Origin of the sequence: Kitasatospora sp. NPDC058046 (genome assembly GCF_042885595.1) — a bacterium.
Taxonomy (GTDB): domain Bacteria; phylum Actinomycetota; class Actinomycetes; order Streptomycetales; family Streptomycetaceae; genus Kitasatospora.
The window spans coordinates 1-26,321 of record NZ_JBHVRS010000017.1 but is presented as its reverse complement, the minus strand read 5'-3'; the positions used below and the strand labels follow the sequence as shown (position 1 = coordinate 26,321).

Annotated in this window: 17 protein-coding genes and 2 pseudogenes; 10 read left to right on the top strand and 9 right to left on the bottom strand. The window is 70.2% G+C overall.

The genetic code is table 11. The features are described 5' to 3' along the window. Nucleotides 1–106: 106 nt before the first annotated feature. Complete coding sequence (locus ACFVU7_RS29320; protein WP_388048007.1) at nt 107–622, top strand: hypothetical protein; 516 nt, start codon at nt 107–109, stop codon at nt 620–622. Between the two features lie 23 nt (nt 623–645). Here ACFVU7_RS29320 and ACFVU7_RS29315 read toward each other — a convergent pair whose 3' ends face one another. Next, nucleotides 646–1,671: a DUF5937 family protein gene (locus ACFVU7_RS29315; protein ID WP_387970317.1), complete on the bottom strand. Its 1,026-nt coding sequence runs from the start codon at nt 1,669–1,671 to the stop codon at nt 646–648. Nucleotides 1,672–1,941: 270 nt separating this feature from the next. Here ACFVU7_RS29315 and ACFVU7_RS29310 point away from each other — a divergent pair, with 270 nt between their 5' ends. Continuing rightward, entirely contained in the window at nt 1,942–2,658 is a 717-nt protein-coding gene (locus ACFVU7_RS29310) for a flavodoxin family protein (RefSeq protein ID WP_079272196.1), read from the top strand. Between the two features lie 781 nt (nt 2,659–3,439). Here the strand turns inward: ACFVU7_RS29310 and ACFVU7_RS29305 are convergent. The 3 genes and pseudogenes from ACFVU7_RS29305 to ACFVU7_RS29295 form a co-directional block, all read right to left on the bottom strand. Continuing rightward, a pseudogene (locus ACFVU7_RS29305) lies at nt 3,440–3,721 on the bottom strand (transposase); the annotation flags it as partial. A 33-nt stretch (nt 3,722–3,754) separates the two neighbouring features. After that, nucleotides 3,755–6,871: an RNA 2'-phosphotransferase gene (locus ACFVU7_RS29300; protein ID WP_388048005.1), complete on the bottom strand. Its 3,117-nt coding sequence runs from the start codon at nt 6,869–6,871 to the stop codon at nt 3,755–3,757. A gap of 419 nt (nt 6,872–7,290) precedes the next feature. Beyond that, the gene (locus tag ACFVU7_RS29295; RefSeq protein WP_241852912.1) at nt 7,291–10,530 is read right to left on the bottom strand and encodes a hypothetical protein; all 3,240 of its coding nucleotides are present in this window, start codon (nt 10,528–10,530) and stop codon (nt 7,291–7,293) included. Between ACFVU7_RS29295 and ACFVU7_RS29290 the strand changes: the two genes are divergently transcribed. From ACFVU7_RS29290 to ACFVU7_RS29280, 3 genes and pseudogenes are all read left to right on the top strand, one after another. Beyond that, the gene (locus tag ACFVU7_RS29290) at nt 10,513–11,124 is read left to right on the top strand and encodes a hypothetical protein (protein WP_074002879.1); all 612 of its coding nucleotides are present in this window, start codon (nt 10,513–10,515) and stop codon (nt 11,122–11,124) included. The two genes, ACFVU7_RS29295 and ACFVU7_RS29290, sit on opposite strands and share 18 nt — an antisense overlap. A 243-nt stretch (nt 11,125–11,367) precedes the next feature. After that, nucleotides 11,368–11,808: pseudogene (locus ACFVU7_RS29285) on the top strand (flavodoxin family protein); the annotation flags it as partial. Nucleotides 11,809–12,358: 550 nt separating this feature from the next. Then, nucleotides 12,359–13,405 carry a PIG-L deacetylase family protein gene (locus tag ACFVU7_RS29280; protein ID WP_388048003.1) on the top strand — a complete coding sequence of 349 codons (1,047 nt, stop codon included), beginning with the start codon at nt 12,359–12,361 and terminating at the stop codon, nt 13,403–13,405. A 208-nt stretch (nt 13,406–13,613) separates the two neighbouring features. Here ACFVU7_RS29280 and ACFVU7_RS29275 read toward each other — a convergent pair whose 3' ends face one another. Continuing rightward, nucleotides 13,614–14,771 (bottom strand): hypothetical protein, encoded by a 1,158-nt coding sequence (locus tag ACFVU7_RS29275; protein WP_388048002.1) that lies wholly within the window; start codon nt 14,769–14,771, stop codon nt 13,614–13,616. 239 nt (nt 14,772–15,010) lie between these two features. Between ACFVU7_RS29275 and ACFVU7_RS29270 the strand changes: the two genes are divergently transcribed. From ACFVU7_RS29270 to ACFVU7_RS29250, 5 genes are all read left to right on the top strand, one after another. Further along, on the top strand, nt 15,011–16,213 hold the full coding sequence (locus ACFVU7_RS29270) for a nucleotide disphospho-sugar-binding domain-containing protein (RefSeq protein ID WP_380775606.1): 1,203 nt from the start codon (nt 15,011–15,013) through the stop codon (nt 16,211–16,213). Beyond that, the gene (locus tag ACFVU7_RS29265; protein ID WP_388048000.1) at nt 16,210–17,454 is read left to right on the top strand and encodes a hypothetical protein; all 1,245 of its coding nucleotides are present in this window, start codon (nt 16,210–16,212) and stop codon (nt 17,452–17,454) included. Before ACFVU7_RS29270 ends, ACFVU7_RS29265 begins: the two co-directional genes overlap by 4 nt. 84 nt (nt 17,455–17,538) lie before the next feature. After that, nucleotides 17,539–18,294, top strand: a complete 756-nt coding sequence (locus ACFVU7_RS29260) for a TylF/MycF family methyltransferase (RefSeq protein ID WP_234348545.1) — start codon at nt 17,539–17,541, stop codon at nt 18,292–18,294. Further along, nucleotides 18,291–19,046 (top strand): tRNA-dependent cyclodipeptide synthase, encoded by a 756-nt coding sequence (locus ACFVU7_RS29255; RefSeq protein WP_388047998.1) that lies wholly within the window; start codon nt 18,291–18,293, stop codon nt 19,044–19,046. The genes ACFVU7_RS29260 and ACFVU7_RS29255 overlap by 4 nt, the downstream gene beginning before the upstream one ends. Beyond that, nucleotides 19,043–20,242 (top strand): cytochrome P450, encoded by a 1,200-nt coding sequence (locus ACFVU7_RS29250; protein WP_388047996.1) that lies wholly within the window; start codon nt 19,043–19,045, stop codon nt 20,240–20,242. The genes ACFVU7_RS29255 and ACFVU7_RS29250 overlap by 4 nt, the downstream gene beginning before the upstream one ends. 159 nt (nt 20,243–20,401) lie before the next feature. On the opposite strand, the gene ACFVU7_RS29245 is transcribed toward ACFVU7_RS29250, so the two are convergent. From ACFVU7_RS29245 to ACFVU7_RS29230, 4 genes are all read right to left on the bottom strand, one after another. Beyond that, the gene (locus tag ACFVU7_RS29245) at nt 20,402–22,216 is read right to left on the bottom strand and encodes a trypsin-like serine protease (protein WP_388047994.1); all 1,815 of its coding nucleotides are present in this window, start codon (nt 22,214–22,216) and stop codon (nt 20,402–20,404) included. Nucleotides 22,217–22,825: 609 nt separating this feature from the next. Continuing rightward, nucleotides 22,826–23,368, bottom strand: coding sequence for a hypothetical protein (locus ACFVU7_RS29240; RefSeq protein ID WP_053112263.1), 543 nt, complete (start codon nt 23,366–23,368; stop codon nt 22,826–22,828). Between the two features lie 268 nt (nt 23,369–23,636). Beyond that, the gene (locus tag ACFVU7_RS29235; RefSeq protein ID WP_143204551.1) at nt 23,637–23,936 is read right to left on the bottom strand and encodes a hypothetical protein; all 300 of its coding nucleotides are present in this window, start codon (nt 23,934–23,936) and stop codon (nt 23,637–23,639) included. A gap of 202 nt (nt 23,937–24,138) precedes the next feature. Next, nucleotides 24,139–26,321: ALF repeat-containing protein (locus tag ACFVU7_RS29230; protein WP_388047993.1), on the bottom strand; the 2,183-nt coding region annotated here is incomplete at its 5' end.

Genomic DNA, 26,321 nt, shown 5'->3' with positions numbered 1-26,321 from the left:
GTCGCCCCCTCCCTCTGCCCCCTCCCGGCAGCCCTCGTGTGTGACGATCACAGCGGGCAGAACGACCCGCGCGGCGGGTGCCGCCGCGACACCACGGGAGACCCGCATGGCCGACCACTATCCGTACCGCATCGCGACCAGGAGCGGGGACCTGACGGTGATCTGGCGGCCCGGCGAGGGCGACGCACCCGATGAGCTCCTCGTCGACGACCTCGGAGGACTCCTCGTCTTCCGGGACATCGAAACGCTGCGGGACCACTGTGACCGCAACGGCCGGGAGCTCGTCTGGGAGGGCGAGGGCACGCTCGACCTGGCCGCCGTACGGCGGTGGGTCGAGCACCCCGAGCCCGGCTCCGACCCCGGCCCGGTGCCGGCGGGACTGCTGCTGGAGGCGTGGAACTTCTTCGAAGACCTCGCCCACAGCGTGACGGCCGGCCCGCCCCTTCCCTCCCAGGGGCCGGTCCACGACAGCGCCTACGAGAAGGTCTTCGGCGGCGACACCCTCGAACCGGCCGCCGACGAGGAAGCCCTGACGGACGAGGAGACCGCGGCCGTATGTGGACTCCTGCGAGCCGGGCTGGACCTCTGGGAGGACGCCGTGCGCCGGTCCGGCGCCGGCTGATCGGTGGGGTGGTGGTGGGCCGCTCAGGGCCGTCCGGAGGGCGCGTCGAGCACCGCGATGCCCGTCGGGGTGGCGACGTGGGCGGCTGTCTGGCGGTCCCGGTGGGTGGCGATCAGGCCCGCGTTGCGCAGCGTCGTGGCGTGCTCGCTGGCGCTGGCCATGGAGATGCCGACGAGCGCGGCGAGCTGCCGGGTCGAGCAGCCCGGGTGACCGGCGATGGCGCCGAGCACCGCCGCCCGGGTGTGGCCCAGCAGGGATCCGACGGCGCCGACCGCCGGCGGCGACTCCCGACGGCCGCCGGACGGGAGGGCCGGGAACAGCGGCATGGCCGCACCCTCCTGGAGCCGGGCCACCGGATAGGTGAGGACCGGCTGCGGCACCGCGTCGAGGTTGACGATCGGGGCCTCGACGGCGAACACCGACGGCTGGAGCAGCATCCCCTGCCCGGCCAGGTGCACGTCGGCGTCCAGACCGGAGACCGTCGCGATCTCCAGCACGGGCGCCCGCCAGCGGACCCGCCGCGGGTTGACGCGCGCGAGCAGCGCCTCGACGCCGCCGCCGAGCAGCTGGCGGGACCGCACCGCCGCGTCGGCCGCCGTCAGGGCCTCGACCTCCCGCCAGTGCGGGACGAGGGCGTGGCCGGCCACGTGCTCCAGGCTGTCGCACAACTGCCGCAGCAGCAGCGGGTCGTCGGGCAGCCGGCGGGCCCACGAGGGCAGGGGCTGGTGCCTGGCCGTGTTCTCCAGGCTGGCCCGTACGCGGCTGCGGGGCGTGGCACGGACCTGTTCGATCAGTTCGGCGGGCGTCGCGGCGTTCGCGCCGCTCAGGAAGTCGGTGATCCGCCCGCGCGAGGGCATGAGGGCGAGGACCATGCGCGAGGCGGGCTGCAGGGCGGACAGGGTGCGGTGGCGCCAGGCCCCGAGCCGCACCGGCTGGGTGCGCTCCTGCAGCTGCCGTGCCGCGGTGCTCAGCTCGATGCAGGGCGCCGGTCCGTCGGCGACGCGGGTCCGCGCGAGGTCCTCCATGGTGAAGTGGATGCGTAGCGGCACGTCGTCGCCCTCTCCCCAAGCCCGACCGGCGCCTCCGCCGGTGCTGCCGTCCTCCTGCGCTCGACGGCCATCCTCGTCGAGGGCGGGCACGCGGGCCAGTAGGGGGACGGGCCGGAATCGGGACCGGGCCGCCGGCCCCGAACGGTCGATCAGGTGGTGTGCGGTCAGGCGACCGGCCCAGTTCCGCGAGCGCCCAGGAGACCGGACTGGTGAGCTGTACCGGGAGTCCGCGGCCCGACCGGCCTCCCGCCGCCCCTGGAGGAGGAATCCGTGCCGGACCCGACGACGTCCTACGCCGACCTGCGCGCCCTGGTGATCAACTGCACCCTGAAGCGCTCCCCGGAGCGCAGCCACACCCAGGGCTTGATCGACGTCAGCACCGGCATCCTGGAACGCCAGGGCGTCGCGGTCGACGTCCTGCGGGCGGTGGACATCGACATCGCGACGGGCGTCTGGCCGGACATGACGGAACACGGCTGGGAGACCGACGAGTGGCCCGTCATCTACTCCCAGGTGATGGCCGCCGACATCCTCACCCTGGCGGGGCCGGTCTGGCTCGGCGACAACTCCTCCGTGATGAAGAAGGTCATCGAGCGGCTCTACGCCTGCTCCTCGATTCTCAACTCCGAGGGCCAGTACGCCTACTACGGCCGGGTCGGCGGCTGCCTGATCACCGGCAACGAGGACGGCGCCAAGCACTGCGCGATGAACGTCCTCTACAGCCTCCAGCACCTCGGCTACACCATCCCGCCCCAGGCCGACGCCGGCTGGGTCGGCGAGGCCGGCCCCGGACCGTCCTACCTGGACCCCGGCTCCGGCGGCCCCGAGAACGACTTCACCAACCGCAACACCACCTTCATGACCTGGAACCAGCTCCACCTGGCCCGCATGCTCAAGGACGCCGGCGGCATCCCGGCCCACGGCAACCAGCGCTCCGAATGGGACGCCGGCTGCCGCTTCGACTTCGAGAACCCCGAGCACCGCTGAGCCGCCTGTCCGGGAAGGGCGACATCGTCGTGTTCTCCGATGGTCGGTGTGCAGTGACACGAGTGCTAGGTTCGTCGGTGCCGTGGACTCGGGAGCCCACCGTCGATCCGACGCCTGATCGTTGGCTGCAGCCGGTTCGGCAGCGTTCCGGACCGGCCGACCTCAGGTGGAGTCGAGGGCTGATCGGCTGGCAGGTTCGGATGACGAGGGGCCCGCGCGGAACGCGCGGTGGTGGCCTGGACATGCTCGACGGTCGGGGCGCTCGCGAATGTGTACTCGCGAGCGGCGGCGACGTGGCACGGATGGCCTGGAACGCGGTGGGGTTCTCGGCGTAGGCGGTCTGGAGCGCGCTCGCGGTTCGGGTGATCCGGTCGAGGTCGTCGCAGGCCGGGACGTGGCCGGGCCGGGCCGGGCGACTACATGCAGACGGTCCTGGTGTACGGCAGTTGAGTTGGACACCACGACGAGGTGGGCCCGCAGCCTGTGATTCGCTATGCGAAGGGCAGTGGGTTCTCGACCGGGAGACGGACCGAAGCCTTCTCCAGCTCGTCGACGGGCCGGCCCCAGGCTTCCTCGATCATCGTGTTCGCGCTGTTGAGGCGGGGGTATAGGGCTGACTTCCAGGGCGCCGGTGGTATAGCTGGGTTGATGGTAGCCAGTGCCGTGCAGAGCGGTCCTGTCGGATCCAAAGGACGAGCAGGACCGCTCTGGGCTTATCGATCGTTTCAGAAGGATCTTTGGAGTCGTCGGAGGCAGATGATGCGGGCGGCGAGTTCGAGTGTGGCCAGACGCCGGCCTTGGTCCAGTCCCGAAGCTGGCGCCAGGCAGTCACCCCTGAGCAGCCCACGGCGTCCGCGGGAACGTCGTGTCAGACGACACCGGTTCGCAGTAGGTACATCACACCCGCGAGTGCTGTCCGGTCCGGAACGCGCAGTTGCCGGGGATGGCGCCGGCGCCGCTCGGGAGGGGGTGGCAGCAGCGGAGCCACACCCTCCCACAGATCGTCCGGAACAAGATCAGCACGCACCTGGCTGCCCTGCCGACCAAGACCGCCCGAGCTCAAAACCTTGAGCCGAAGTGATTCTGAAACGATCAGTTAGTGCGCAGAGAAGAGCTGGTGGAGTGGCACCACTGCCAACGCCCCGGTCGGCACCGCGTCGATCAGCCAGGTGGTGCCCCCGGCGTAGCGGCATTCGAGGCCGTGGGCGGCCGGGTCGTGGACCGACAGTAGTACGGCGGGACCGTGTCGCCGTCCGGCGAGAAGCGCCGTTCGAGGATGGGTAGTGAGGTGGACGGCCTTGCGTGCCATCGGCCGAAGGCCCTGGCGGAGTTGGAAGATGTCGCGCAGGTTCACCGATGCTGTGGCGTGGTACAGGACGCCGTCCGGTGTCCCGACTGCGTGGTCGTCGGGTGCGGTCGTGGTGTGGCCGTAGCGAGCGCGGATCAGGTCGTCCCAGACTTCGAAGCGCGGCTCGTCCAAGGCCTGGGCGACGGCCAGTACCTCTGCGGACGACGCGGGTTGCCCGGTCTCCGAGAGGGCGGACAGGAGGTCGTCGAGTCGAGCCCAGCCCTGAGGGTTCGTCGGCAGGTGCGGGTTGTGACGCAGTTGGTAGGCAAGAGCCTTGCTGATTCGCCGTTTGCGTCCGAGGTTGAGCTCCCGCAGTGGCGCGCCCCCTGGGGCGCCGCGCCGTTCAGCCCAGGCGTCGCGCAGGGAGACGGCCACCTCGTGGACGGATCCCCACTCCGGGTGGGCGCTGATCTCGTCCAGCAAGGCCTCGCCGTGCCGACGGAGCGCGGGGTCGCCCGTTCGATCCGTCAGACAGCGCACCGCCCTGACGACAAGGGAGGCGCGATAGACGGCCCAGATCCGTTTGACCTCCGCATCATCGTACGGCTCACCCGTGCACTCGCGCAGCGCTTCGACGTAGCTTTCGAACACTTCACGGCGAAGGTCCCAGGACCCGGGTGACAGGGCTGGCACGTCGTCCGTCAGCTGGGCCAGTTCACACCCGACCGGTTCGTGGCCTGTTGCCTCCAGGTCGATGGCGACGATCTTTCCGTTGTCGGTGACGAGCCAGTTGAATGCGTGTGCGTCCCGACGGGGAAGTGTGGGTGCGTCGGCCAGCAGCGCCCACCAGCTGTCGAAGGCCTGGTCGACAAGTTTGTCCGCGCCTTTGGGGAAGACGTCGCGGAGCCACATCCGCACCCGACCGCGCACCTTGGCACGCACCTTGGTGGGCTTGGCATCGCCTGGCCGGGGAGCGGCGTGGATGTAGGCGAGGAAGGAGGCCGCCTGCTTGAGCAGGTCCGCGGATGCGTCTTCAGTCTCGGGGGAGAGCAGCTCGGCGAGTACCTTTCCGTGCTCGAACCTTCGGACGGTGATCACGTTCACGCTGGATGCGAGGCCGGAACGGCTGCTCAGCTTGTCCGCGTCCAGGGTGGTGATCAGGTCACTGGTGCGGAAGCGGGTGCTGGCGCCCACGCGGTCGAGCGTGGTCTGTACGGCCTGCGCTGTACGGGTGTCGCGTTCGACGTTGTCCGTGTGCGTGGGCTTGAAGACCAGGGTCGACGAGGCGAAACCCAGGTGGTCCTCGACGGTGACTACATTGCTGCGGCCGCCGAGGTTGCGCCGGGTCACGTCTGGGCTGGTCATTGCGCGGGTGGCCGCCCGAGTGTAGTAGAAACCCGAGTCACCGTGGGCGAGTGCATGGACCCAGGAGGCGGGATCCGAGACGAGGCCAGTCAGACGGGCTTCCAGCGTGGCACGGTCGGCGGGACTGACACTCCGCCGGAGTTCGGCCTCCCGGCCCAGGACGACCAGGGGCACACATGTCGACGGGTCGTCGGCAGCCTCCCGCACGAGCCGTACCACCCCCTCGGTCCAGTACTGGGGCGAGGCGTTCAGCGCCGCCACATGGAGCAGATCGTCGGCGTACCGCATCCGGCTCGGGGTGTCCGTCAGGGCGGTACCAGCCGTGCGGCCCTCCAGGAGGTCGAGGACCGTACGGCGCAGTTCGAGCCGGGTCGGGGTCGGGTGCTCGACGAACTGTGCGCACGCTCGGTGCCAGTCGGCGAGAAGACGCCTGATCAGCGGCTCTCCTGAGCTGTTGAACCGCTCTGTCAGGGCTCCGAGGACCAGCACCGGGAACGACGATGCCGGGGCCCCAGCAGCGACGAACCGCTGTACCTGCTGTTCGAACCCGAACTGGCTCGGCAGGCCCCGCAGCGCGAGCTGGACGGTCGCCGATTCGGGTACCGCGCGTGCCTGGGCGACGATGGTCAGCAGGAGTGTCTGGCGTATGGCCTCCCCACTGACGAAGTTTCGGATGACGTCTAGGGTGGCGACAGCCTGATCAAGGTAGTGAGCGGTCCGTTCGTCCATTGGGCGCCCGTCGGCCAGCCGCAGCCACGCCTCGGCGACGTGCAGCCGCCAGGCAGCGCTCTTCTCGGCGTCGGTGAACTCCCGGTGCGCCTCGATGATCTGGCCCAGGTACCTGCGGTCGCCAGTACTGTCGTGCAGGCGGAGGAAGCCTTCCAGCAGGTACGGCACGGCGTCGGTGACCTTGTTGCCCTCCTCGATCGAGCGTCGGATCAGCCCGACGGACCGCGACAGCTCGGCCGTGCCGACTGGTTCGAACCTGCTGAGCAGCACCGCGCCCTGGCCGAGTCGTCCGCTGAACTGGTGGCGGGCGTTCGCGCTGGTCAACTCGCTGTCGCTCACCACGGCGTCCAGGTACACCTCGGCCAGACGCAGCGCGCGTGAGAACACCGTGGGCCGCTGCCAGGTCACGTCAAGCGCGTGCTGGTGCAGCTTGGTGCCGATCCGCTGCCGGACCACGTGGAGCGTCTTCGCGAAGTGCATTCCGGGTGGAAGCCCCTGCGACGTCGCGGCCGGCCGACAGAAGCCGTGCTCGAACACCAGCAGCTCGAGTAGCGGACGGCTGTCATCGCCGAGGAACTCCTGCCAGAGTTCGAAGATCCGGCGGGCCGGCGTCTGCAGGTTCACGATGGTCGACACCCACGGTGCTCCGCGGAATTGGATCCACTCGGAGAGCGTTTCGTCGAGCGAGCACCCGAGCCAGTGCAGAAGGGTGACGAGCTCGGGACAGTGCTTCTCCAGCGCGAGGCGGATCTCCGCCTCGGAGAGGCCAGACACCGGAGGCGGCGTCCGGCGTGCAAGGTCCAGCGGCGTGACTCTTTTATCCACGTTCACCCGGGGAGTCTAATCGGTTCTCCTGACAGATCGTCGGATGGGCTGCAGGTCCTCGGCCAGTGAGCGCGCTGGCGGTCAACACCGCCGATCAGGAAGCATGTTGACGGCTTGGGCCGGTCGGTGAAGCTTGAGGAATCCGTCGGTTCCGGTAGAAGGGGCGTCCTGGTATGCGCGTTAGCTTGTGCCCGACCTCGTACGCGCGAGCTCTGGGCGTCGGGCTGCTTCGGGCAGGACCCTGTGGTGTTCACATGAGAGCGTGTTCGCCGGGCGCGAGGCGGAGCCCGCGGCGCTGCAGGTGACACTGTGCATCAGCTACAGGCCGTACGGTCGTTGCCGGGCCCGCCAGAACCACGGTGACCGTACAGCGGAGCTGTTTCGCCGTGGGCGAGGGCGCTCGTTGCCAGCCCGGGCCGGAGGGGTCATCGGCGAGTGGCTTGCCGCACGCTGTGACGTGGATCGGCGGCCAGTAGTTCCAACACAGTCCGCACATCGTCCGGCGAGCATGCGGACGCGCGCATCGCTGCCGCTGCCAGGGTGCGGCGTACCCGGAAGTCGTCGTCGTGAGCAAGACGTAGAACCGTACTCCGGTGGAGTCCTGGTCTGAGCATGCACAGAATCGCGCTGGCCTCGCGCACGGCGGAGTCGCCATGCGTGGACAGCAAGTCGACATCTACATGCTCGGTGGTCTCCTCCGGAAGTCGCGCGAACACCGAAGCTGCCGCACGAACCTCGGCCGGGTCATCGCTGCGGAGCAGACCCACCGCTCGCTTCGCAACCCAGGCATGCTCTTCATCGGTTGTTGCGGCCGCCCCAGCGAGTTGAAGTCCGTGCCCCTTCAGTGAGGCCGACCCTAGGCTGATCTTGAAGGAGCTGAGACGGTGCGCTTTGCCGGTGAATTTGTCCTGAGCGCTTCCGTTGCGATCACCGACGACGAAGCTCCTGCTGGCCAGGAATACATCGCGCTTCACCGGCTTGCTCTGCTGCGTCACGAGATTACGAAGTGCCGTCAGAGCATCCTGCCTCGTCGAAGCTGTCTCCCGGTTGTCCTCGGCGATCGTCTGCAGCTTGGCGAGGCAGGCCTTCTGGTCCTCAACGCCAAGGCTGCAGACCAGATAAGAGTCAGTGACGATCGCGGTACCGAATTCGGTGCGGCAGGGATCAGGCTCGGGTCGATCCAGAATTCGATCACGTGCCTGCTCTGCCTGCTGGTGCGCCGACAGATGCTCCGGATTGAGCTCGTGGCGGATGACGCCTGCGAGATAGTGGCCGCGTGCGTCCAGTCCGAGTGCACGGACGTGGAGCGCGGTTCGCTGGTCGTCAGTCAGTGAGATGCTTTCGTCCCCTAGCCGATGGGCAGAGCTGTCCATTCGCTCCACTCCCAACGAGCTCAGGACACGATCGTCTAGCGTGATTGCGACAGCTTTCTCCACGCCGAGATCGGCAAGGTCGAGAAGGCGGGAGAGTGCTTCCATCGCCACGTTTGGGTGGGCCAAGGCGATCTCAAGGCAAGCGGCGGCGTGTTCGTCATCCGTCACCTGAAAATGGTTCGGCTCGCGAGGTACGTCAGGAGAGAGCAGCTCGAGTAGGGTGCGAGCCTGTTCCGGTGTGCCGCGTCCGGCAAGGGCGCAGGCAGTCTTCGCAGCCTGCGTGGTGAGGGCGAGGATCGGGGAATCCGTGAGCTCACCGCGTCGGCCGCGGGAGGCGAGCTCGGTGAGTTCCTCCAGTAGCACCGGGGCCGAATCGTCGTCGACCAGGTCCACTTGGGCTGAGACGAGGACGGCACGGGCACGCAGCTCCCACCAGGGCCCTTGGCTGAGGGTCTGCACCGCGAGAAGCCGGTCCCCGGCCGCAGCGGCCAATTCCTTCACCTTCGCGGTGTCGCCCGCTCGCTGGTAGTACGTCGCGGCGAGAGCCGGTTCGGAGCTCTCTGCATAGCGGTCGCCGAGGAACGAGAGGGCCGAGAACTCGTCCGACCAGCTTCCGGTCACCACGCTCTCAGTGAGCCACCTCCGACCCGCGTGCACGGCCTCGACGGGTCTTTCGGCCACCAGAGCGGACATCGCCCGTTCCCGAGGATCGCGCACGTGGTCGAGCAGACGAGCTGTCGCGGTTCCCCGGAGAGCCTGCGCGAGGCGGTGCTCCTCGTCGATCTCCGTGGTCAAAGGGCCGTACTGGACGTTGAGTGCACGAATGGCGTAAAGCCAGTCTGCAGCTTCTTCGGAAAGTCCGGCCAGAATGGCGTCGGAGACGGCCTCGCGCCAGTACTCCAAAGCCTCCTCGGCTCGTGCACCTAGCGCCAGACGCCGAGCTTCACGCGCATAGATCAACGCCCGGTGACGGCCTCCAACCTTACGGAGCCGGGCTGATCGCAGAAGCGCAAGCCGCTCGTCGGTGTTGTACTCAGCCCGCACGAGCCGAAGGCGGAGCGAAATCTCCTCCGCGCCGGCCCCCAGGCCAGCCCCTTCCTGGATCTGGCTCACAGCACGACGGAGGAGCGGATCCAGACTCTCGACCTGATCGGGTTCGGTGGCCAGCGTGGCCTCGGCGAGGTTCAGGACCAGGAACGGCCGGTACCCGTCCTCCTTCGGATGCTCGTCGTTGAGAACAGCACGCAGATGCGAGGACTCTCCGAACGGATGCCCGTCGTGCTGGATCGCGGCGTTGACCAACCAGATGTCGCGCTGTACCAAGGGGGCCTGTACCAGGTCCATCTCGGTCGCCGTTCGGGACAACTCCTGCAGCACGTGGAGAAGCCGCCTCGCCTCGTACCAGTCCGCGTGGTGAAGTGCGACCGCGGCCAGCTTAGCAGCAAGCCCAGCCGCCTCTTCCAGCTGTCCCGCCGTTCTGAGCGCGTCGAGCTGTCGACCGGTCAGCGCCATCGCGTGCCCCCGGAAACCGGCCTCGGTGAAGCGAGAGGCCAAGAGTCCGTATAGTCGGGCGGCTTCGGCTGGCTCAGCTGTCTGCTTTGTCTCAGCTTCCCGGAGAAGCGGTTTCACATCCTCCGTGTTCAGCGGGCCGAGAAGGATGCGGTCGGCCTGCGCCTGCCGATCAGGAGGAGGCGCCGGAACGCCGGGTAGAGGCGCCGCTGTGGAGAACACCGCTGCCGTCTCACGAGTCCAGAACCGGGCGACGACATCACCCTGGTAGCGTAGGTACTCGTTGATCTGTTCGGCCCCCCAGAGATCCAGATCGAGATCCGGATGCTCCGTCCGCAGGGTCGCAAGTTCCTCCGCGACCTGTGTGGCCAGGGTCGGGGCGGAGGTCGCAACGATGAGGCGGTCGGCACCGAACGGCCGCACACCACTGGCAAACAGCTTGACTGCTGCACGCAGGTCGGTCGCTGTGAACCGTTGGTAGTCCTTGCACTGGACTACGGTGTAACTTCCGTCGGGTTCACGCCCTGCGAGATCGATGCCGTGCTGCGCCTGCCCCTGCACCCCGTAACGGCGGAACCTGGTTTCACGCAGACCGCGGGCACCCTGCACAACCGCCAACAAGAGTTTCTCGAAGCGGTCCCACCCGATTCTCAGGCTGAGGTCCTCCCCTGGTGGCACGTTGCCTGGAGTCCCGGGGGCCGGCGGCATCCGGAGGTTGGGGTCAGCGGAGATCCGACTCCACTGGTCCACGACCGCGTCGGTTGCATGTTCAGCTTCCTTCATATCAACCTCGACTCCCAGGCGCTATCCATCACCGGTGTCCAATTGTCGCAAGCTGGTTGCGCCAGGCACGGCACCAGGGACCACGTCAACAAGCTGACCGAGCTGACCGCGCCGGACCTGCTGGGCGCAGTCCTCAGGGCGGTGGTATCCGACGAGCATGTCGGACGCCTCGTCTGGGCCACGCTCTACCAGTGGGTCGATACGAGCAGCAGTGCGCCCGTCGTGGTGTCCACCTGCCGCCTCGTCCTGGCCGACCCCGAGGCGAGCTCCGCCGTCGCGAAGATGGCGGTGGTCCGGTTGCGGCGGGTGGCCCAAAGAACCGCTGACCCGGCCGTACGGCAGAGCGTGCTCACGGCTTTCGAGGAGCTCGCCCGCCAGCCTGCCGGCCAGGCACGGCTGGCCACCGAGGTTCGGAGCTGGCAGCAGGCGAAGGGCTCGTCCTGGAGTGGGATCCTGGCCTTCCTCGCCCTGATGTCGGTGGACGGCCCGGGGTTGCCGTGGTTGCTCCTGGGCGACCCGCCGGAGATAGATGTGCATCGGGCCTTGGCAGAGCGGCAGGCTCGGATGCAGTGCGCGCCCGACGAGGTCGAGTAACTCCTCCAGCGCCATCTCCAGGAGACGGAGGTCCGTCGGCCTGAGCCGTAGAGACGGGTCTCCATCCCGGACGGACGGCGTTGGGGTCATGTCAGGCGGACACGGTTGGCGGAGGCTCATTGGTTGCGTCCTGTTGCCTGCGGCAATTGGGACGCAGTCACGAGCGTCCGAACGCCCGGACAGGGAAGGGCGTTGGACCTGTCCGACATAGTGGCTGGTCAAATAGGGTGCCAGAGTGTTCCGCCGATCTGGCTCGGCGACAACTCCTCCGTCATGAAGAAGGTCATCGAGCGGCTCTACGCCTGCTCCTCGATCCTCAACTCCGAGGGCCAGTACGCCTACTACGGCCGGGTCGGCGGCTGCCTGATCACCGGCAACGAGGACGGTGCCAAGCACTGCGCGATGAACGTCCTCTACAGCCTCCAGCACCTCGGCTACACGATCCCGCCCCAGGCCGACGCCGGCTGGGTGGGGGAGGCGGGCCCCGGACCGTCCTACCTGGACCCCGGTTCGGGCGGCCCGGAGAACGACTTCACCAACCGCAACACCACCTTCATGACCTGGAACCAGCTCCACCTGGCCCGCATGCTCAAGGACGCCGGCGGCATCCCGGCCCACGGCAACCAGCGCTCCGAATGGGACGCCGGCTGCCGCTTCGACTTCGAGAACCCCGAGCACCGCTGAGCGGCCGTCCATGGCCCGGCCGCGCGGAACGCGTGCGGGGTAGGCCCTCGTGGGGTGAAGACCCCTCGCCGTCGTGAAAGCGTCCTCAGCACAGCCGATGCAACCGCACCCGGGCCTGGTCCTCGCATGGTTTGAACTGCGGCTTCGTGCTCCGGCCGGCAACGACCCCGTGAGGACGAGCCCCGCGCTGTGCGCCGGCGCGAGGTAGCGGGCTCCCTGCCGCACCGGGAGCACGGGAAGTCGACTGGTCCGACGTCCCGTGCCCCCGCACGAACGGGCAAGGCAGGGCGAGGCGGCCGGCGGAGCGGATCCGCCGGACGTGGAGCCGGAAAGGTGCGCCGCCACCCCCGCCGATGGGCGGGGTGGGACCCGGGAGTACGGTGCCGGGCCAGGGTGGGAGCGGGAGTGCGGTCCCCGTTCCGGTGGGTGACGCCGGGTGACGGGGGCGCTCTGTAGCGTCGGGGGCGTGACCTGGTGGTTCGTCCGCCGTCACCGTTGACTCCCGTTTCCCGTGCCGCCCCCGTGGGGCCGCTGTCCAAGGAGCCTGCCCATGGCCGATCGTCACTTCCTCCACCGCTTCGACTCCTCCGCTGCCACCGGCGACGGCGGGCCGGGGTACGGGCCGGCCCGGTGGGGCCGGCAGGAGGCGGCAATGGTGGACAACGGAGGGGCGGGTCTGTCCCGGCGGCGGGTGCTGACGGCGGGGGCGCTGGCCGGTGCGACGCTCCTGGGCACCGGCCTGTCGGGGGCCAGGGCGTCGGCCGCGTCAGCTCCGGCGATCTTCTACTCGCCGCACCAGGACGACGAGGCGCTGGGTCTGGCCGGGTCGATCCTGGAGCACAAGGCGGCCGGACGGCCCGTGTACCTGGTGCTGGTGACACGGGGTGAGAACGACGGGCTGGCGAGGCGGATGAACACCGATCCCTGTCCGATGACCACAGAGGACCGCCGGCATCCGTGCGTGGCCCGCGGCCACCACGGGCTGAACTGGCCGACCATACCTGCGAGCGCCAGTGACAGCGTGATCGTGCCCGCCCGGACCGCCGAGTTCATGGCCTCGGCGGCCCGCCTCGGCGTCGACAAGGTGATCAACCTCAAGCTCCCCGACTCCGCGTGGGGCGGGGACGACGCCTTCAAGAAGTTCACCAGCACGGTCAAGTCGAAGATCGCGTCCATCGCGGATCAGTACCCGGGCGCCTCGCACAAGTTCACCGCGGGCTGGCTGGAGGTCAGCGCGACCCACAAGGCGATCACCGACGCGGCCGTGCAGCTGGCGAGGGAGGGCAAGCTCACCGATGTGCGCTTCAACTTCGTCTACGCCTACGACCACGAGCTCCCCGACCGCAGCAGGGGCGCCGCCTACGTGTTGAACATCCCCGACGCCCACATGAAGACCAAGCTCAAGGCCATCGCCTGCTACAACAGCTGGGATCCGTCCAAGAAGCTCTACGCGCTCGGCTACCACAGCGCCCCGGACAAGCTGGAGGGCGCAGCGGCCGACCCGCGCGAGTACGTCTTCGCTCTCCCCAACGACAAGTACCAGTACGGGGACATCGGCCGCAAGGACAACGGCAAGCCGCAGTGGGGGTGGTCCTGACGGGCCGCCGGGCGCGGTCCGGCGCCCGGGACGGTCGGTCGCCGACCGCCCCGGGCGGTTCGTTTCCTGACCGCCGGTCGGGACTGCGAGGTGATGATCGCCGACCCCGGTCGGACGCACTGTCGCACCCTCGACGAGGCCCGCGCCGTGCTGGGGTTCGCCTGGCTCTTCGCCGGGCTCTACCTGTGGAACGAGCGGTGTTGCAGACTCAGTGGCGGATCCAGCCCGGGATCCCCCCTTCGGCGTTGCGGCCTTTCTCCAGGAACGCGATGTTGCGGTAGAGGTGCATCCCGGCCAGGGACGGACCGACTCCGCCGGTGGTCTTCAACGGCTGCTCCTCGTAGTGCAGGTCGTCGACGAGCCGTTTGACGAGGCCGAGCGTGGTGCTGTCGCACGCCTCCGGGTCCTCGTTTCCGCCGAAGCCCGGGGCGTAGGAGGTCCACAGGTCCTCGATGACGTAGAGGCCTCCGGTGCGGACGTGGGGGAACAGCGCCCGGAATGTTGTCCTGACGTGTTCGTTGATATGACTTCCGTCGTCGATGACGATATCGAACGGACCGTGCCGTTCGGCGATTTCGATCATCTGGGCGGGGTCGTTCTGGTCCGCCTTCAGTGTGTGCAGGCGTTGTTGATTGAGGCCGCTCTTGTCGTACAGGTCGACGCCGAATACCAGACCGCGCGGGAAGTAGTGTTTCCACATCTTCAATGACCCGCCGCCCAGGGTGGGGTGGTCGTATCCGCCGATTCCGATTTCGAGCACTCGGACGGGTTGGTCGCGCAGCTGACGCAGGTGGCGTTCGTACAGCGCGGCGAACCAGTGCAGGCCGCCCCACTTGTCCGAGTCGTGGCGCAGGGCCAGCCGGGCGAGTCCGGGGTGGTCGGAGGAGCAGCCGGTGAGGATGGTGCTGGCCGCAGCCATGATCGAGCCGAGCGGGCGAACACCCTCCACTGTCATGGACTCCGGGACGAACCGCAGCTCGGTCCGTCGGTTCGCCGGCCCGCCGGGCGCGGACGGCCCGAACAACTCCCGTACCAGGTCGAGCACGTCGTATTCGATGCGGAAGAGTGCGGCCGGGCCGTCCGCACCGTGCAGGCCGACCGGTCGACCGGCTTGGACGAGAAAGGAGGTGCTGACCCGCTCCTCGCCGCGCGTGACGTCCAGGACGACGGTGACCGGATCGGCGTTGCCAGGTGGATCGCAGCGGAACAGGATCTCGTCGACCAACACGGCCGTGAGGTCGGCCAGTTCGAAGGAGTGGACGACGGAGTGCAGGGAGCGGGTGTCGTCTGCGGCCAGCCTGAGACATTCGATGGGTGTGGCCGAATCGACTTTCCTGTCCGCCATGGGATCCGAGAATGTGCTCATCACATGAAATCCCTTTGTCCGAACTCTGTTGGAATGACCGTCGCGTGACACGTTCTCGTGTCCGGTGCTTCCGGTCAAGCTCCCCCGGAATGCGCGTGCCAGGAAATCCGGTGCGATCGGTCTCGGGGTGACGGTCCCGGCCCGGCGTACTTGAATACGGTGCGGCCGAGCTGGACAATCCCAACGAATCACGCCGAATTCGGCGGTCCTCGATGCCTCCAGCCGGTTAGGAGCACTTCGTGCGCATCTTGTTCGTGGTGGCACCCGGGGTCGGCCACCTCATGCCCGCGGTGCCCACCATGTGGGCGGCGCAGTCGGCCGGCCACGAGGTACTCGTGGCCGCGACCGGACCGAGCCTGGACATGGCCGCGCGTTCGGGCCTGGCCGCCGTGGACGTATCCGACGGCGACGCCGCCGACGCCTACCACCGGCTCGGTGTCCGGGTCACGAAGAACCGGCCGGACCGGTACGACCTGTCCGACGCCTGGCGCCGGTTCACCGGTGCGGCGGACCGGCCGGGCCCGACGGCCGCCGATCGGCCGGACCCCGCGCGCGAGGACGTCGCCGCCCTGGTCCTCGGGGTGGGAGGCCGGATGGTGGACGGCACCGTGGACCTGATCCGCCGGTGGCGCGCGGACCTCCTGGTCTTCACGACCTTCCTGGCCGGCGGTCAGCTCGCCGCCGAGGCCACCGGAATCCCCTGCGTGATGCACGGGATCGGGCTGCCCTATCCGTCCTTCGCCGCGGTGCTGAGCGCACTGGAGGACGTGCGGGCACGCCACGGGATCACCGGTGCGCTCACCGGTCCGGTGGCGACGGTCGACCTGTGCCCGGAGAGCCTGCGCCCTCCGGACGCCAAGGCCGGATGGCCGATGCGGTACGTGCCGTACAACGGCGGTGCCGTGCTGCCCGACTGGGTGAGCACTGCGCCGCGGCGCCCACGCATCTGCGTCACCTGGGGATCGGTGCTTCCCGCGGTCGGTGGAACCCCGGTCCTGCGGGACGTGGTCGACGCGCTGGCCGCCGAGGACGCCGAGGTCGTCCTCACCACGGGCGGGGCGGATCTGTCCGGCCTGGGGCCGCTCCCGCCGAACCTCCGTGCCGTCGACTGGGCGCCGCTCAGCGCTCTGCTGCCGAGCTGCGCCGCCGTCGTCCATCACGGCGGGTCGGGCACCACCTTCACCGCACTCGCCAACGGGGTGCCACAGCTGGTCCTGCCCCAGGTGGCGGATCAGCCGGTGAACGCACAAGCGGTGGTGGAGCGGGGGGTGGGGGTGGCGTTCCCCGACCGGGACATCGACCCCGCGGCACTCGCCGACGGCATCCGCCGCGCACTGACCGACCGGCGGATCCGAGAGGCCTGCCGGCAGGTCCGGGAGGAGATCAAGGCCATGCCCGGCCCCGAGCGGGTCGTCCGGCAGCTGGTCGAGGCCGCGTCATGACCCGCACCGGCCCTGGACCGGTCGGCGCCCCGACCGTGGCACCGGCCGGAGACGCCCCCGTGGGCGCGGCGGCCGGCCCCGGCTGGCCCGCGATCGAACCGCTGCTGCGTGCGGCGGCCGACGAGCACCGGCTGGCGCGGGCCGTCGCCGACCTCGGGCTCGACCGGGTCGCGGAGGTCGTCGTCGAGGAACTGGCCGTGCGGTGCGATCCGGTGCGGGTGGACGGCGCCGCGCACCTCGCCTTCGAGCTCACGTCGGGCGGTGAACGGGCCTGTCGCCTCCTCACCGTCGACCGCGACGGGCTGACCTCGAAGCGGGACGGCTGGCAGGCGGCGCCGGTGCGGATCACCCATGACGCCGTCGACCTCCTGCGCGGCCTCTACGGCCCCGGCACCGATCGCCGGACCAGTCGGCGGGTCACCACCTGCGCCGAGCTGAATGCTCCAAACCCGGCCCCCGGTGGGCTCACCGCGATCGTCCGCGAACGCCAGCGGCTGGCGGTCGCGGTCCAGGCGGTCGTGGCCGCCTGCCAACGGCACCCGGTCGACCTCGGCGGGCTCTCGACCCGGTTCGGCTCGGACAAGTGGGCCGACCTCCACTGGTACACCCAGCACTACGAGCGGCACTTCGCCCGCTTCCGGAACGCGCCGGTCCGAGTGCTGGAGATCGGGATCGGCGGCTACGACGCACCCGACCAGGGCGGCGCGTCACTGCGCATGTGGCAGCGCTACTTCCCGGCGGGACTGGTCCTCGGGCTCGACATCGTCCCCAAACCCGGTGTTCGGGGCCCCCGCATCGCCACCGCCGTCGGGGACCAGGGCGACCCCGGACTCCTGGACGACCTCGGCCGTCGGTTCGGGCCGTTCGACATCGTCATCGACGACGGCAGTCACCTCAATGCCCATGTGCGAGCCTCCTTCACCGCCCTGTTCCCGCACGTGCGGCCAGGCGGGCTGTACGTCGTCGAGGATCTCCAGACCGCCTACTGGCCCGGTTACGGCGGCACCGCCGGCCCCGTCGCCGGGCCCGGAACCTCGGTCGGCCTGCTCAAGCAGCTCGTCGACGGCCTGCACCACCGGGAGTGGGTGCCACCGGCGGCAGCGCCCGGACCGTCCTACGCCGACCGGCATGCCGTGGCTCTGACGATCTACCACAACCTCGCCTTCGTCGAGAAGGGCGTCAACTCCGAGGAGGGCGCTCCCGACTTCATCGACCGCGGGTGGTCCGCACCACCAGCGTGACGTCCGCCAAGCCCTCCGGACCGGTCCAGACCGATCCGATCCAGACCGATCCGGACCAGAACCGACCTGCCAGGGAGACAGCCAGTGGATGACTGCGACAGTGACGGGCACCTCTACCTGGACCTCATGAAGAAGGTCCTGACCAATGTCATCTACCAGGACGGTGGGCTCACTCCGGACGGACCGACCGGCTACCAGGCCGAGGAGCGGCACGGAGGGTTGGACTGGCCCGCTGCCGCGCACACGATGATCGGAAGGGAGCGGCTGGACAACCTGCACGACTGTCTGGAGCGGGTCGTCGCGGACGGCGTCGACGGCGATCTCATCGAGACCGGCGTCTGGCGCGGCGGGGCCTGCATCTTCATGCGTGCCTTCCTGAAGGCGCACGGCATCACCGACCGCCGCGTGTGGGTGGCCGACTCCTTCACCGGCATCCCCGAGGTGGGCGCGGACGGGCACCCCCTGGACCGCGAACTGGCCCTGCACGAGGCCAACGGGGTCCTCGGCGTGCCCCAGGAGGAGGTGGCGGAGAACTTCCGCCGCTACGGGCTGCTGGACGACCACGTCGCCTTCCTCCCGGGCCGGTTCCGGGACAGCCTGCCCCAGGCGCCGGTCGAGAAGCTGGCACTGCTCCGGCTCGACGGCGACCTCTACGAATCCACCTGGGACGCCCTGACCCACCTGTACCCCAGGCTGTCCACCGGAGGGTTCGTGATCATCGACGACTACGTCATCCCGGCGTGCCGGGCCGCTGTGCACGACTTCCGTGAGGAGCAGCGGATCGACGACCCGATCCGACGGATCGACGTCTGCGGCGCGTACTGGCGGCGGAGCCTGTGATCGCGGTCCCGGCGGAAGCCGTCACGGTCCACCCGCTCAACGAGCAGTCGCGGGAGATCCTCGACACCGGTGAGGCCGCGGTGTTCGGACTGAGCCCGTTCAACGGGTTCTACCGGCCCGCGACCGTCGAGACCCTGCTGGCCTGGGCTGCCGGAAGGTTTCGGCACGTCGAAGCCGTCCTGCCCGGCTACGAGACGGCCTTCGGCCTCATCGCCTGCGGGCGGGCACCCCGGGAGGCCGCACAGAGCGCGACCCGGGCCGTGCGCAGGATGCGCGCGGCGGCACGGCGCGCCCTCCACGCCTCCGGCCCGAACCCGCACGACCGGGTCAACAGCTGGACCCGGCTCATCAACCGGAAGCGCTACCGCGAGCTGCGCGCGCAGGTCGAAGACGCCTTCCGCTCGGACGGCCGGTTACGGGAACTGTGCCGGGAAGCGTCCCGCGGCTACCTCATGACGGTCCTCGGCGGCGAGCCGACCCCGGCGCAGATCGAACTCAACCTCGGCTACGTCCTCGCCGAACTCCCGCTCGTCCTGGACCTGCCCGGCATCACGGGGACCCGGACCGCCCTCCTCCTCTACAACCGTCCCTGGCCCTTGCAGCTCGCCCTGTGGAACGGCGAGGTCCCGGCCCTGGCGCCGGCGCCGGGCCACGGCTTCGCCACCATCGCACTGGCCGTCGAGCCGGCCATGGCACCGGCCGTCGAGCAGGCCGCGCCGCCGAACGCCGGTACCAGAGGAGCCCAGTCGTGACCCTGTCGGACACCGACATCCTCCAGTGGCCGCTGCCCGCGGGGGAGCACGGGACCCCGCCGCCGCTGTACGCCACGCTGCGGCGGGAGCGCCCGGTCTGCCCGCTGCGCATGCCCAGTGGGCAGACCACCTGGCTGCTGACCCGCCACGACGACATCACCGGAGTCCTGACCGACCCGCGCTTCTCCAGGGACCTGGTCTACCCGGGCGCGCCGCGACTGATCGGCGAGGACTTCAACTCCGTGCCCGGGGGCATCTTCAACCTGGACCCGCCCCGGCACACCCGGGTGCGGCAGATCCTCAACCCGCTGTTCAACCGGCGAGCCGCCGAACGGTACTCCACCGCCATCGCGGCGCACGCCGAGGACCTGCTGACGGCGATGGCCGGGGGAAGCAACCCCGCGGATCTGGTCAGCGCCTACACGGCGCCCCTCGCCCTGCGGGTCAGCTGCGGGCTGCTCCGCATCCCGGCGGACCGGCGCCAGGCGCTGCACGGCTGCTTCCGTGAGCAGACCAGCCAGAACGCGGACCGGACGGACGTCTCGGCCGCCACCGAGCAGATCGGCGCGCTGGCCGCCGAGATCGTCGCGGACAAGTGGTCCGCCCCCGACCCGACCGAACCGATCGGCGCCCTGATCGCGGCCCGCCAGGCCGAGGAGATCACCTCCGACGAGCTGCACGGCACCGTCAGCTACCTGCTCGTCACCGGGATCGAACCGCTCGTCTCCTCGGCGTCCACGGGCATCGTCACCCTGCTCAGGCACCCCGAGGAGCTGCAGAGCGTCCTCGAAGACCCGCGGCTGTGGCCCGCCGTCGTGGAGGAGGTCCTGCGGTTCCACCACAACGGCTACCTGTCCAACCCGCGAGTCGCGTTGGAGGACACCGAGATCCGCGGCGTGCCGATCCGCGCGGGGGAGTCGGTCGTCACGCCGATGATCGCGGCGACCTGGGACCCGGATCACTACAAGCACCCCCACCGGTTCAACATCCACCGCCGTACGGACGGATCGAGGACCTTCGGCGCCGGCCCGCACTTCTGCCTGGGCGCCTCACTGGCCCGAGCGCACCTGCGGATCGCTTTCGAAGCACTCTTCACCCGGTTCCCGAGGCTCATCCTCGCGATCGACGCGGACGAACTCCCCTGGGACGAGGACAACCTGTTCACCCGCCCGCTCGTCCTGCCGGTCGCCTGGTGAGGGGGGCGACAGCGCACGGGCCGGGGTCGGCGGACGACCAGTGCGTCGTGCGGGTTCGAGCGGACCGCGACCGGCTCGGTCGGGGTCCGCTCGAAGGCCCTGGGCGGGAGAGGGCGTAGCACCGACGCCGCACCACAGCCCGGCGTCCGGGGCCCGGGATCAGGCGAAGGTGTTGGTGGACCAGATGGCGTTGCCGATGCCTTCGCCGCCGTCGGCCTTGTAGACGACGAGGTTGCCGTCGTCCTGGAGCTTCAGGAAGGCGCCCGCCGACCAGAAGGTGCCGGAGGCCCAGAGACTGCGGCTGCCGTCCGCGGAGTAGACGACGGCGTTGCCGTCGGGCTGGATCCGGAGGAAGGCGTTGCCGTTGCCGGCGGTGTTGCTGTGCCACAGGACCGCGTTGTCGCTCAGGCGGTAGAGGACGAGGTCACCGTCCCACTGCATGGCCAGGCGGGTGGTCTTCGCGTACACCTGCTGGCCGGCCACGAGCTGGGTGCCGGAGCGGAAGGTGGTGGCGCTCCAGACGGTGTTGGCGACCGTCTCGGCGGCGTTCTTCTTGTAGAGCGCGAAGGTGCCGTCGTCCTGGAGCTTGAGGAACGCGCCGCTCTGGCCCCAGGTGTTGGAGCCCCACAGGGCGCCGGTGCCGGCGGCCGGGTTGCCGTCGCTCTTGTAGAGGACGAAGTTGCCGTCCGTCTGCACGTACGCCCACGCCCCCTTGTTCCCGGAGGTGTTGGTGTTCCAGGTGGGCTCGGCGTCGGCGCGGCGGTAGCGGACCAGGTTGCCGTCCGCCTGCATCTCGACCACGGCGGTCTGCGACTGGAACCACTGACCGGGCTTGATCTTGGTGTCGCTGTTCAGCTTCTGGTCCAGGCGGATGGTGCCGGCGGACCACAGGACGGAGCTGCCGTCGGCCTTGACCATGGCCACGTTGCCGTCGTTCCGGAGCTTGAGGAACGCGCCGTTCTGGCCCCAGGTGCCGGAGGCCCACAGGGCGCCGGTGCCGGCGGCCGGGTTGCCGTCGCTCTTGTAGACGACGAGGTTGCCGTCCGGCTGGATGTACGCCCAGGCGCCGTTGTTGCCCGAAGTCCCGCTCGACCACAGGATCCCGTTGTCGACCTGCTTGTGGGTGACGACCAGGTCGCCGTCCGGACGCATGGTCAGCTTCAGGTCCGCGCCGACGATCGACTGCCCGGAGGTCAGCTTGGTGTCCGACTTGACCGACACGCCGCCGGCGGCCACGGTCGAGGAGACCCATCCGCCGAGGTCGTCGACGCGGGTGGCGGTCGCGCCGGTGCGGGTCTCGGTGGCCGGGGTGTCGAGGCAGCCGCCCTGCCAGGAGCGGGAGGCGACGGCGACGAGTTCGGACTTGCCGCCCGTCTCGCGGATCGTGGGGGCGCCGGTGTCGCCCTTGCAGACCGCCGCGCCGCCGGTGCCGGTGACGCTGATGCCGGTCGCGCTCACGGTGCCGAGGGTGAAGGAGCCGGTGTGGGGCTTCAGCGGGGCCCACTCGTCCTTGGTGCGGCCGTACCCGGCCACCCGCAGGTTCTCTCCCGAGGTGGGGGCGGTCGTGGCGAACGCCGGCGGGGTGATGCCGTCCACGGCGGTGGCCAGGCGGGCCATCACCAGGTCGCGCTCCTGCCGCGGCACCAGCTCGGCCACGTCGGCGGACTTGGCGCCCACCGTGACGGTCGTCTTCCACTTCGGCGCGCCGGCCGCCAGCGCCTGCGGCTGAGCGGGGTCGTCGGAGAAGCAGGACGCGGCGGTCAGCACCCAGTAGTGGTCCACCAGCGTGCCGGTGCAGCCGCGCAGGGCGTCGCCGACGACGATCCGGGCGGTGTAGGCGTACGAGCCGTCGGCGGCGGCGTCGCCGGTCACCGCGCCGGCCGGGGTGAAGGAGGTCATCGTGCCGGCGGCCGCGGCCGCGGCCGCTACCAGCACGCCCGCTCGTCGGGAGCGGAGCGAGGAGTTGCGAGGCATGAACAGGGTTCCCAACGATAAGAGGTGAATTCGGGTAGCGATCGGTCCGACGTGGTCCGGCGGGTTTCCCGCCGGCGTCCTCGCCGACGATCGCGAAGCGCTGTCCTGGAGCGCGCAGGGCCTGCGGGGCAGGTCAGCGGTGAGGCTGGCCCGGCAGTTCGGGCCCGTGGTCGCCGAGGCCGGGGACGAGTGAGCCGCCCGCGTCCGACGGAGTCCGCGATCGCGCGGCCTCTGACGGGCCGCCAGGCCGTCGCCCTGCACCCGCTCAGCGGCCTGGAGCGGTACGAGCGGCAGGCCTGCAGCCGGCTCACCGGTCTGTGCGGCCGGTGGTCCACCGCCGAGCGACGGCAGCCGACTGCCGAGGAACTCGCAGCGCAGGCCCGGCCGTTCGGCATCCTGGCGCTCGGAGTCCCGCGGTGCGGCCCCAGTGGACTTCGTGGCGTCGGCCGCCGTCTGCGGGGTGGACGCGGAGGGCGTGCGCACCGCTCGCGGGCCGCGGCGATGCGGGCCGCTCGGATGGTGCGGGTCCCGCTGGTCCCGGTCCCGCCACTCGCGCGGCGGGGCCGGGGCCGGGGGATCAGGCGTGCGTCAAACCGCCTGATCGGAACCTCACTTGGAGGTGGTGAGCTCCAGCAGGGTGAACGGGCGCTGCTGCGGGTCGGTGAGCTCGCCGACCTTGTTCCAGGTGTTCGGCTTCAGGTCGTGGATCTTGGTCTCGGTGCCGTTCACCATGACCACGTGGACGGAGTAGTCGGAGGTGGAGACGGCGTAGGTCGACGGCAGCTCCAGGCTGAGCCGACCGGACGTGCCGGTGGTGGTGAAGCAGAAGCGGCCGCCGCCGACCTTGTCGGTCTCCGCCATGTTCCGGGCGTCGACCTCCAGCAGACCCGGGGCGCAGGGCACGAGGACGATGTGGCCGTCACCGCTCTTCAGCCGGATGCCACGGTCCGCGAAGATCTGGTCCGCGCCGGGGTAGGCGAAGTCCTCCACGGCCGGCGGCGGAGTGTCGTCGGCGGTCAGCGCCTTCGGAGCGGCGGCGGTGCCGCCGGGCGCGGCGGCGCTGCGGTCAGCCGCGACGGCGCCCACGACGCCGGACACCGCGACCGTGCCGGCGACCGCGCCGACGATGACCATCTTGGTGATGGAACGCATGAATAAAACCCCCTGATTAGCCGTCAATTGCTGCTGGTTCGCAGCGGACCTGCCGAGTCGGTGCACGTACCGGCGACCTGGTCGAATGGCGTTTCCGGCCACCCCCGGCCACCCCCGGCCCCGACCGGCACCATTGCTATCACGAGCGGGTCGACTTCCGGAAGATCGTTTCCCGCTTCGGAAGCATCTGGAATTCCGCCATGTTCGTATACGGCCTATATGCCCGGGGAAAAGGTTGTCGCGGGCGGGTGAGCCGTGGACCGAGCCGCTACCGGGTGGTCCAGATCGCCGCGGTCCCGAAGACGACAAGGGACACGAAGACCTGCGCCATCATGGCGGGAGGCCACGTGTTGTCCTCCGACTCGCCCCTCTCCTTCGCCTCCATCAGGCGCTGCGCGAACTTCCTGCGGTGGCCGACCATTCCCACCGGGAAGGCCACCACCGCGAACGAGTACATGGCGAGCACCGCGGCCGCGTCCATGTGCTTCGCGTAGTAGCTGCCGAGGCCGAAGACCACCATCGCGGCCGGCGCCAGCGCCATGCTGATCCGGTGCGTGCGCGTGGGCATTCCCGGCACCAGCACCGCCCAGAACACCGCGGTCGCCAGAATCGCGAGCCACCACCACGACACGGCACCAAGGCCCAACGGATACACCGCACACCCCCCTCGTTCCGGCTGTGGAGCCCGCGTCGGACGCGGGCTCCACAGCCACTGTTCTGTCACGGCCATTCGAACACGGCCGATCACTCACTGCCTAGCGATCACCTGATCAGTCGTCGCTCGAGAACCAGCTGACGACGGACGAGACGGCACTGTGTCCGGCCTTCACCAGCCTCTCGCCGACCTTCTCGGTCACCTTCACGCCGAACTTGGCCGCTTCCGCCGCGCCCTTCTCGATCGCGCCGACCACTCGGCCACCGATCAGGGAGAGGCCGACGCTTGCCACCGAGCCGATGAACTTGTCGCTGCTGAAGCCGTAGCCGATCCCGGTGTAGAGGGCCGAAGCCACACCCGTCACCAGCGAGAACGTGCCGACGGCGGCCGCGAAGGGCTGGCCACCCGGAATGAGCATCAGGCCGGCCGCGACGAACCCGCTCCAGGTGCTGACACTGCCCAGGAAGTCTCCGTAGTCCTTGAACAGCTGCTTGTCGTCCTTCGGCGGAGAGCCCGGAGCGGGCTTCTCGGGAGCCGGAGCCGGAGTGGTCACCTTGTCGTTGGCCGGCGTGTTCACCGGGTCGACGTGGTTGGCCTCGTTGGCCTTCGCCTGGGCCGCCGCGGCGGCGGCAGCGGCGGCCTGCTCCTGCGCCCGCTTCTGCGCGGCGATGGCGTGGGCGTCGCTCGCGGCCTGCGACGCCGTGGCGGCGTCCTTGCCCGCCGCGCTCGCGCTGGCCGCGGCCTGCGCCGCCGAGGCCCTCGCGCTCGCCGCCGAGTTCACGGCCTGGTTCGCGGAGGTGGTCGCCTGGGTGGCCGAGTAGTTGGCCTGCCGGTTGGCCGTCTGCGCGGTCGCCGCCGCACTCTTGGCCTTCTGCGCCGAAGCGGCGGCGGCTGCCGCGGAGGCGTCGGCGGCGGCGGACTTGGCCTTGGCGTCGTCCGCGTACCCCTTCGCCTGCTGGGCCGACTGCCCTGCCAGGCTCGCCCAGTGCGCGGCCTCATCCGACGCGTGGCGCGCGTCCGCGGCGATCTGGTACGCCCGCTGGGCGCTCTCGCTCGCGGTGGCCGCGTCCTTCGCGGCGTTGGCGATCATGCTCAGCACGGACGACACGTGCGCGTCGGTGTCCGCGTCCTTCTGCGCCGCCGTGAACTGGGTCTTGCGGACGAACTCGTGCTGCATCCAGGCCGGTCCGGCCAGGGCGACCGCGCCCGCGGCCTTCACGTTGGGCCCGCCGCCGTCCGTGGCGACCACCACGGCCACCCGGTCGTCCTCGGCCAGGGCCTTGGCGTAGCCGTTGGACAGGAAGGCGGCCAGGACCGACACCCGGCCGTCGGCCAGTGCCGCGCCGCCGTCCCGCTGGACGGCCTTGCCGCCGTCCGAGATCAGGGAGACGGTCCGCACCCGCAGGTCCTCGGCCTGGGCCTGGAGCGCCCCGCCGCTGAGGAACTTCTCGACCGCGGTCGGGTCAGTGCTCGCCAGCGTCTTCTGCGCCTCGGTCGCCAGCTTGGCGTTGGCGATGCTCGTGACGGCCAGGATCTTCTCCCGGTCGTCGAGCTGCAGGCTGCGCTGGTAGTCCGACTTGGCCCAGGAGACCACGGCCTCGTCGGTGCCGGAGAGCGCGGCCTGCGCCGACGCCCGGGTCCAGGAGCCGGTGGACTTCAGCAGGTTGACCGCGGCCTTGCGGCCGGCCTGGGCGGCCGTCGCCGTGGCGGTTCCGGTCGCCGCGGCCTGCTTGACCAGGTCCTTCGTCGCGGCGTCCTGCGAGGCGGCCTCGGTCTGCTGCTGGTTGAAGTCCGCCTGGGTGGCCTGATCGTCCTTCAGCAGCAGGTCGGCCTGGGTGACACCGAGCTGCTTGTCCGACTCCAGCTGCACGGCCTCGGCGTCACGGGCCAGCTTCTCGAGCGTCTGGGCCTTCGCCACCGCCGAGGCCGCGGTCTCGGCGGCGACAGCGGCGGCGTCCGCGTGCTGCCCGGCGATCTTCGCCCAGTCCTGGGCCTGGCCCGCGGCGGCTGCCGCGGCGTCGGCTGCCGCAGCGGCCTTCTCCGCGTGGTCGGCGGTCCGGTTGGCCAGATCCTTGGCCTCGCCCGCCGCGGCGGCGGCCGCGGTGGCGAGGTTCTGGGCACGGGTCGCGGCCGTGCTGGCCGCGTTGGCCGCGTTGCGGGCGGTGGTGGCCGCGTTGCGGGCGCGGGCCGCCTGCTCGGTGGCCTGGCCGGCGGAACCGGCCGCCTGGGCGCTGGCCTCGGCGGCAGCGGCGGCGTTGTTGGCGGCGCGGGCCGCGGCGGAGCCGGCCTGGCCCGCCC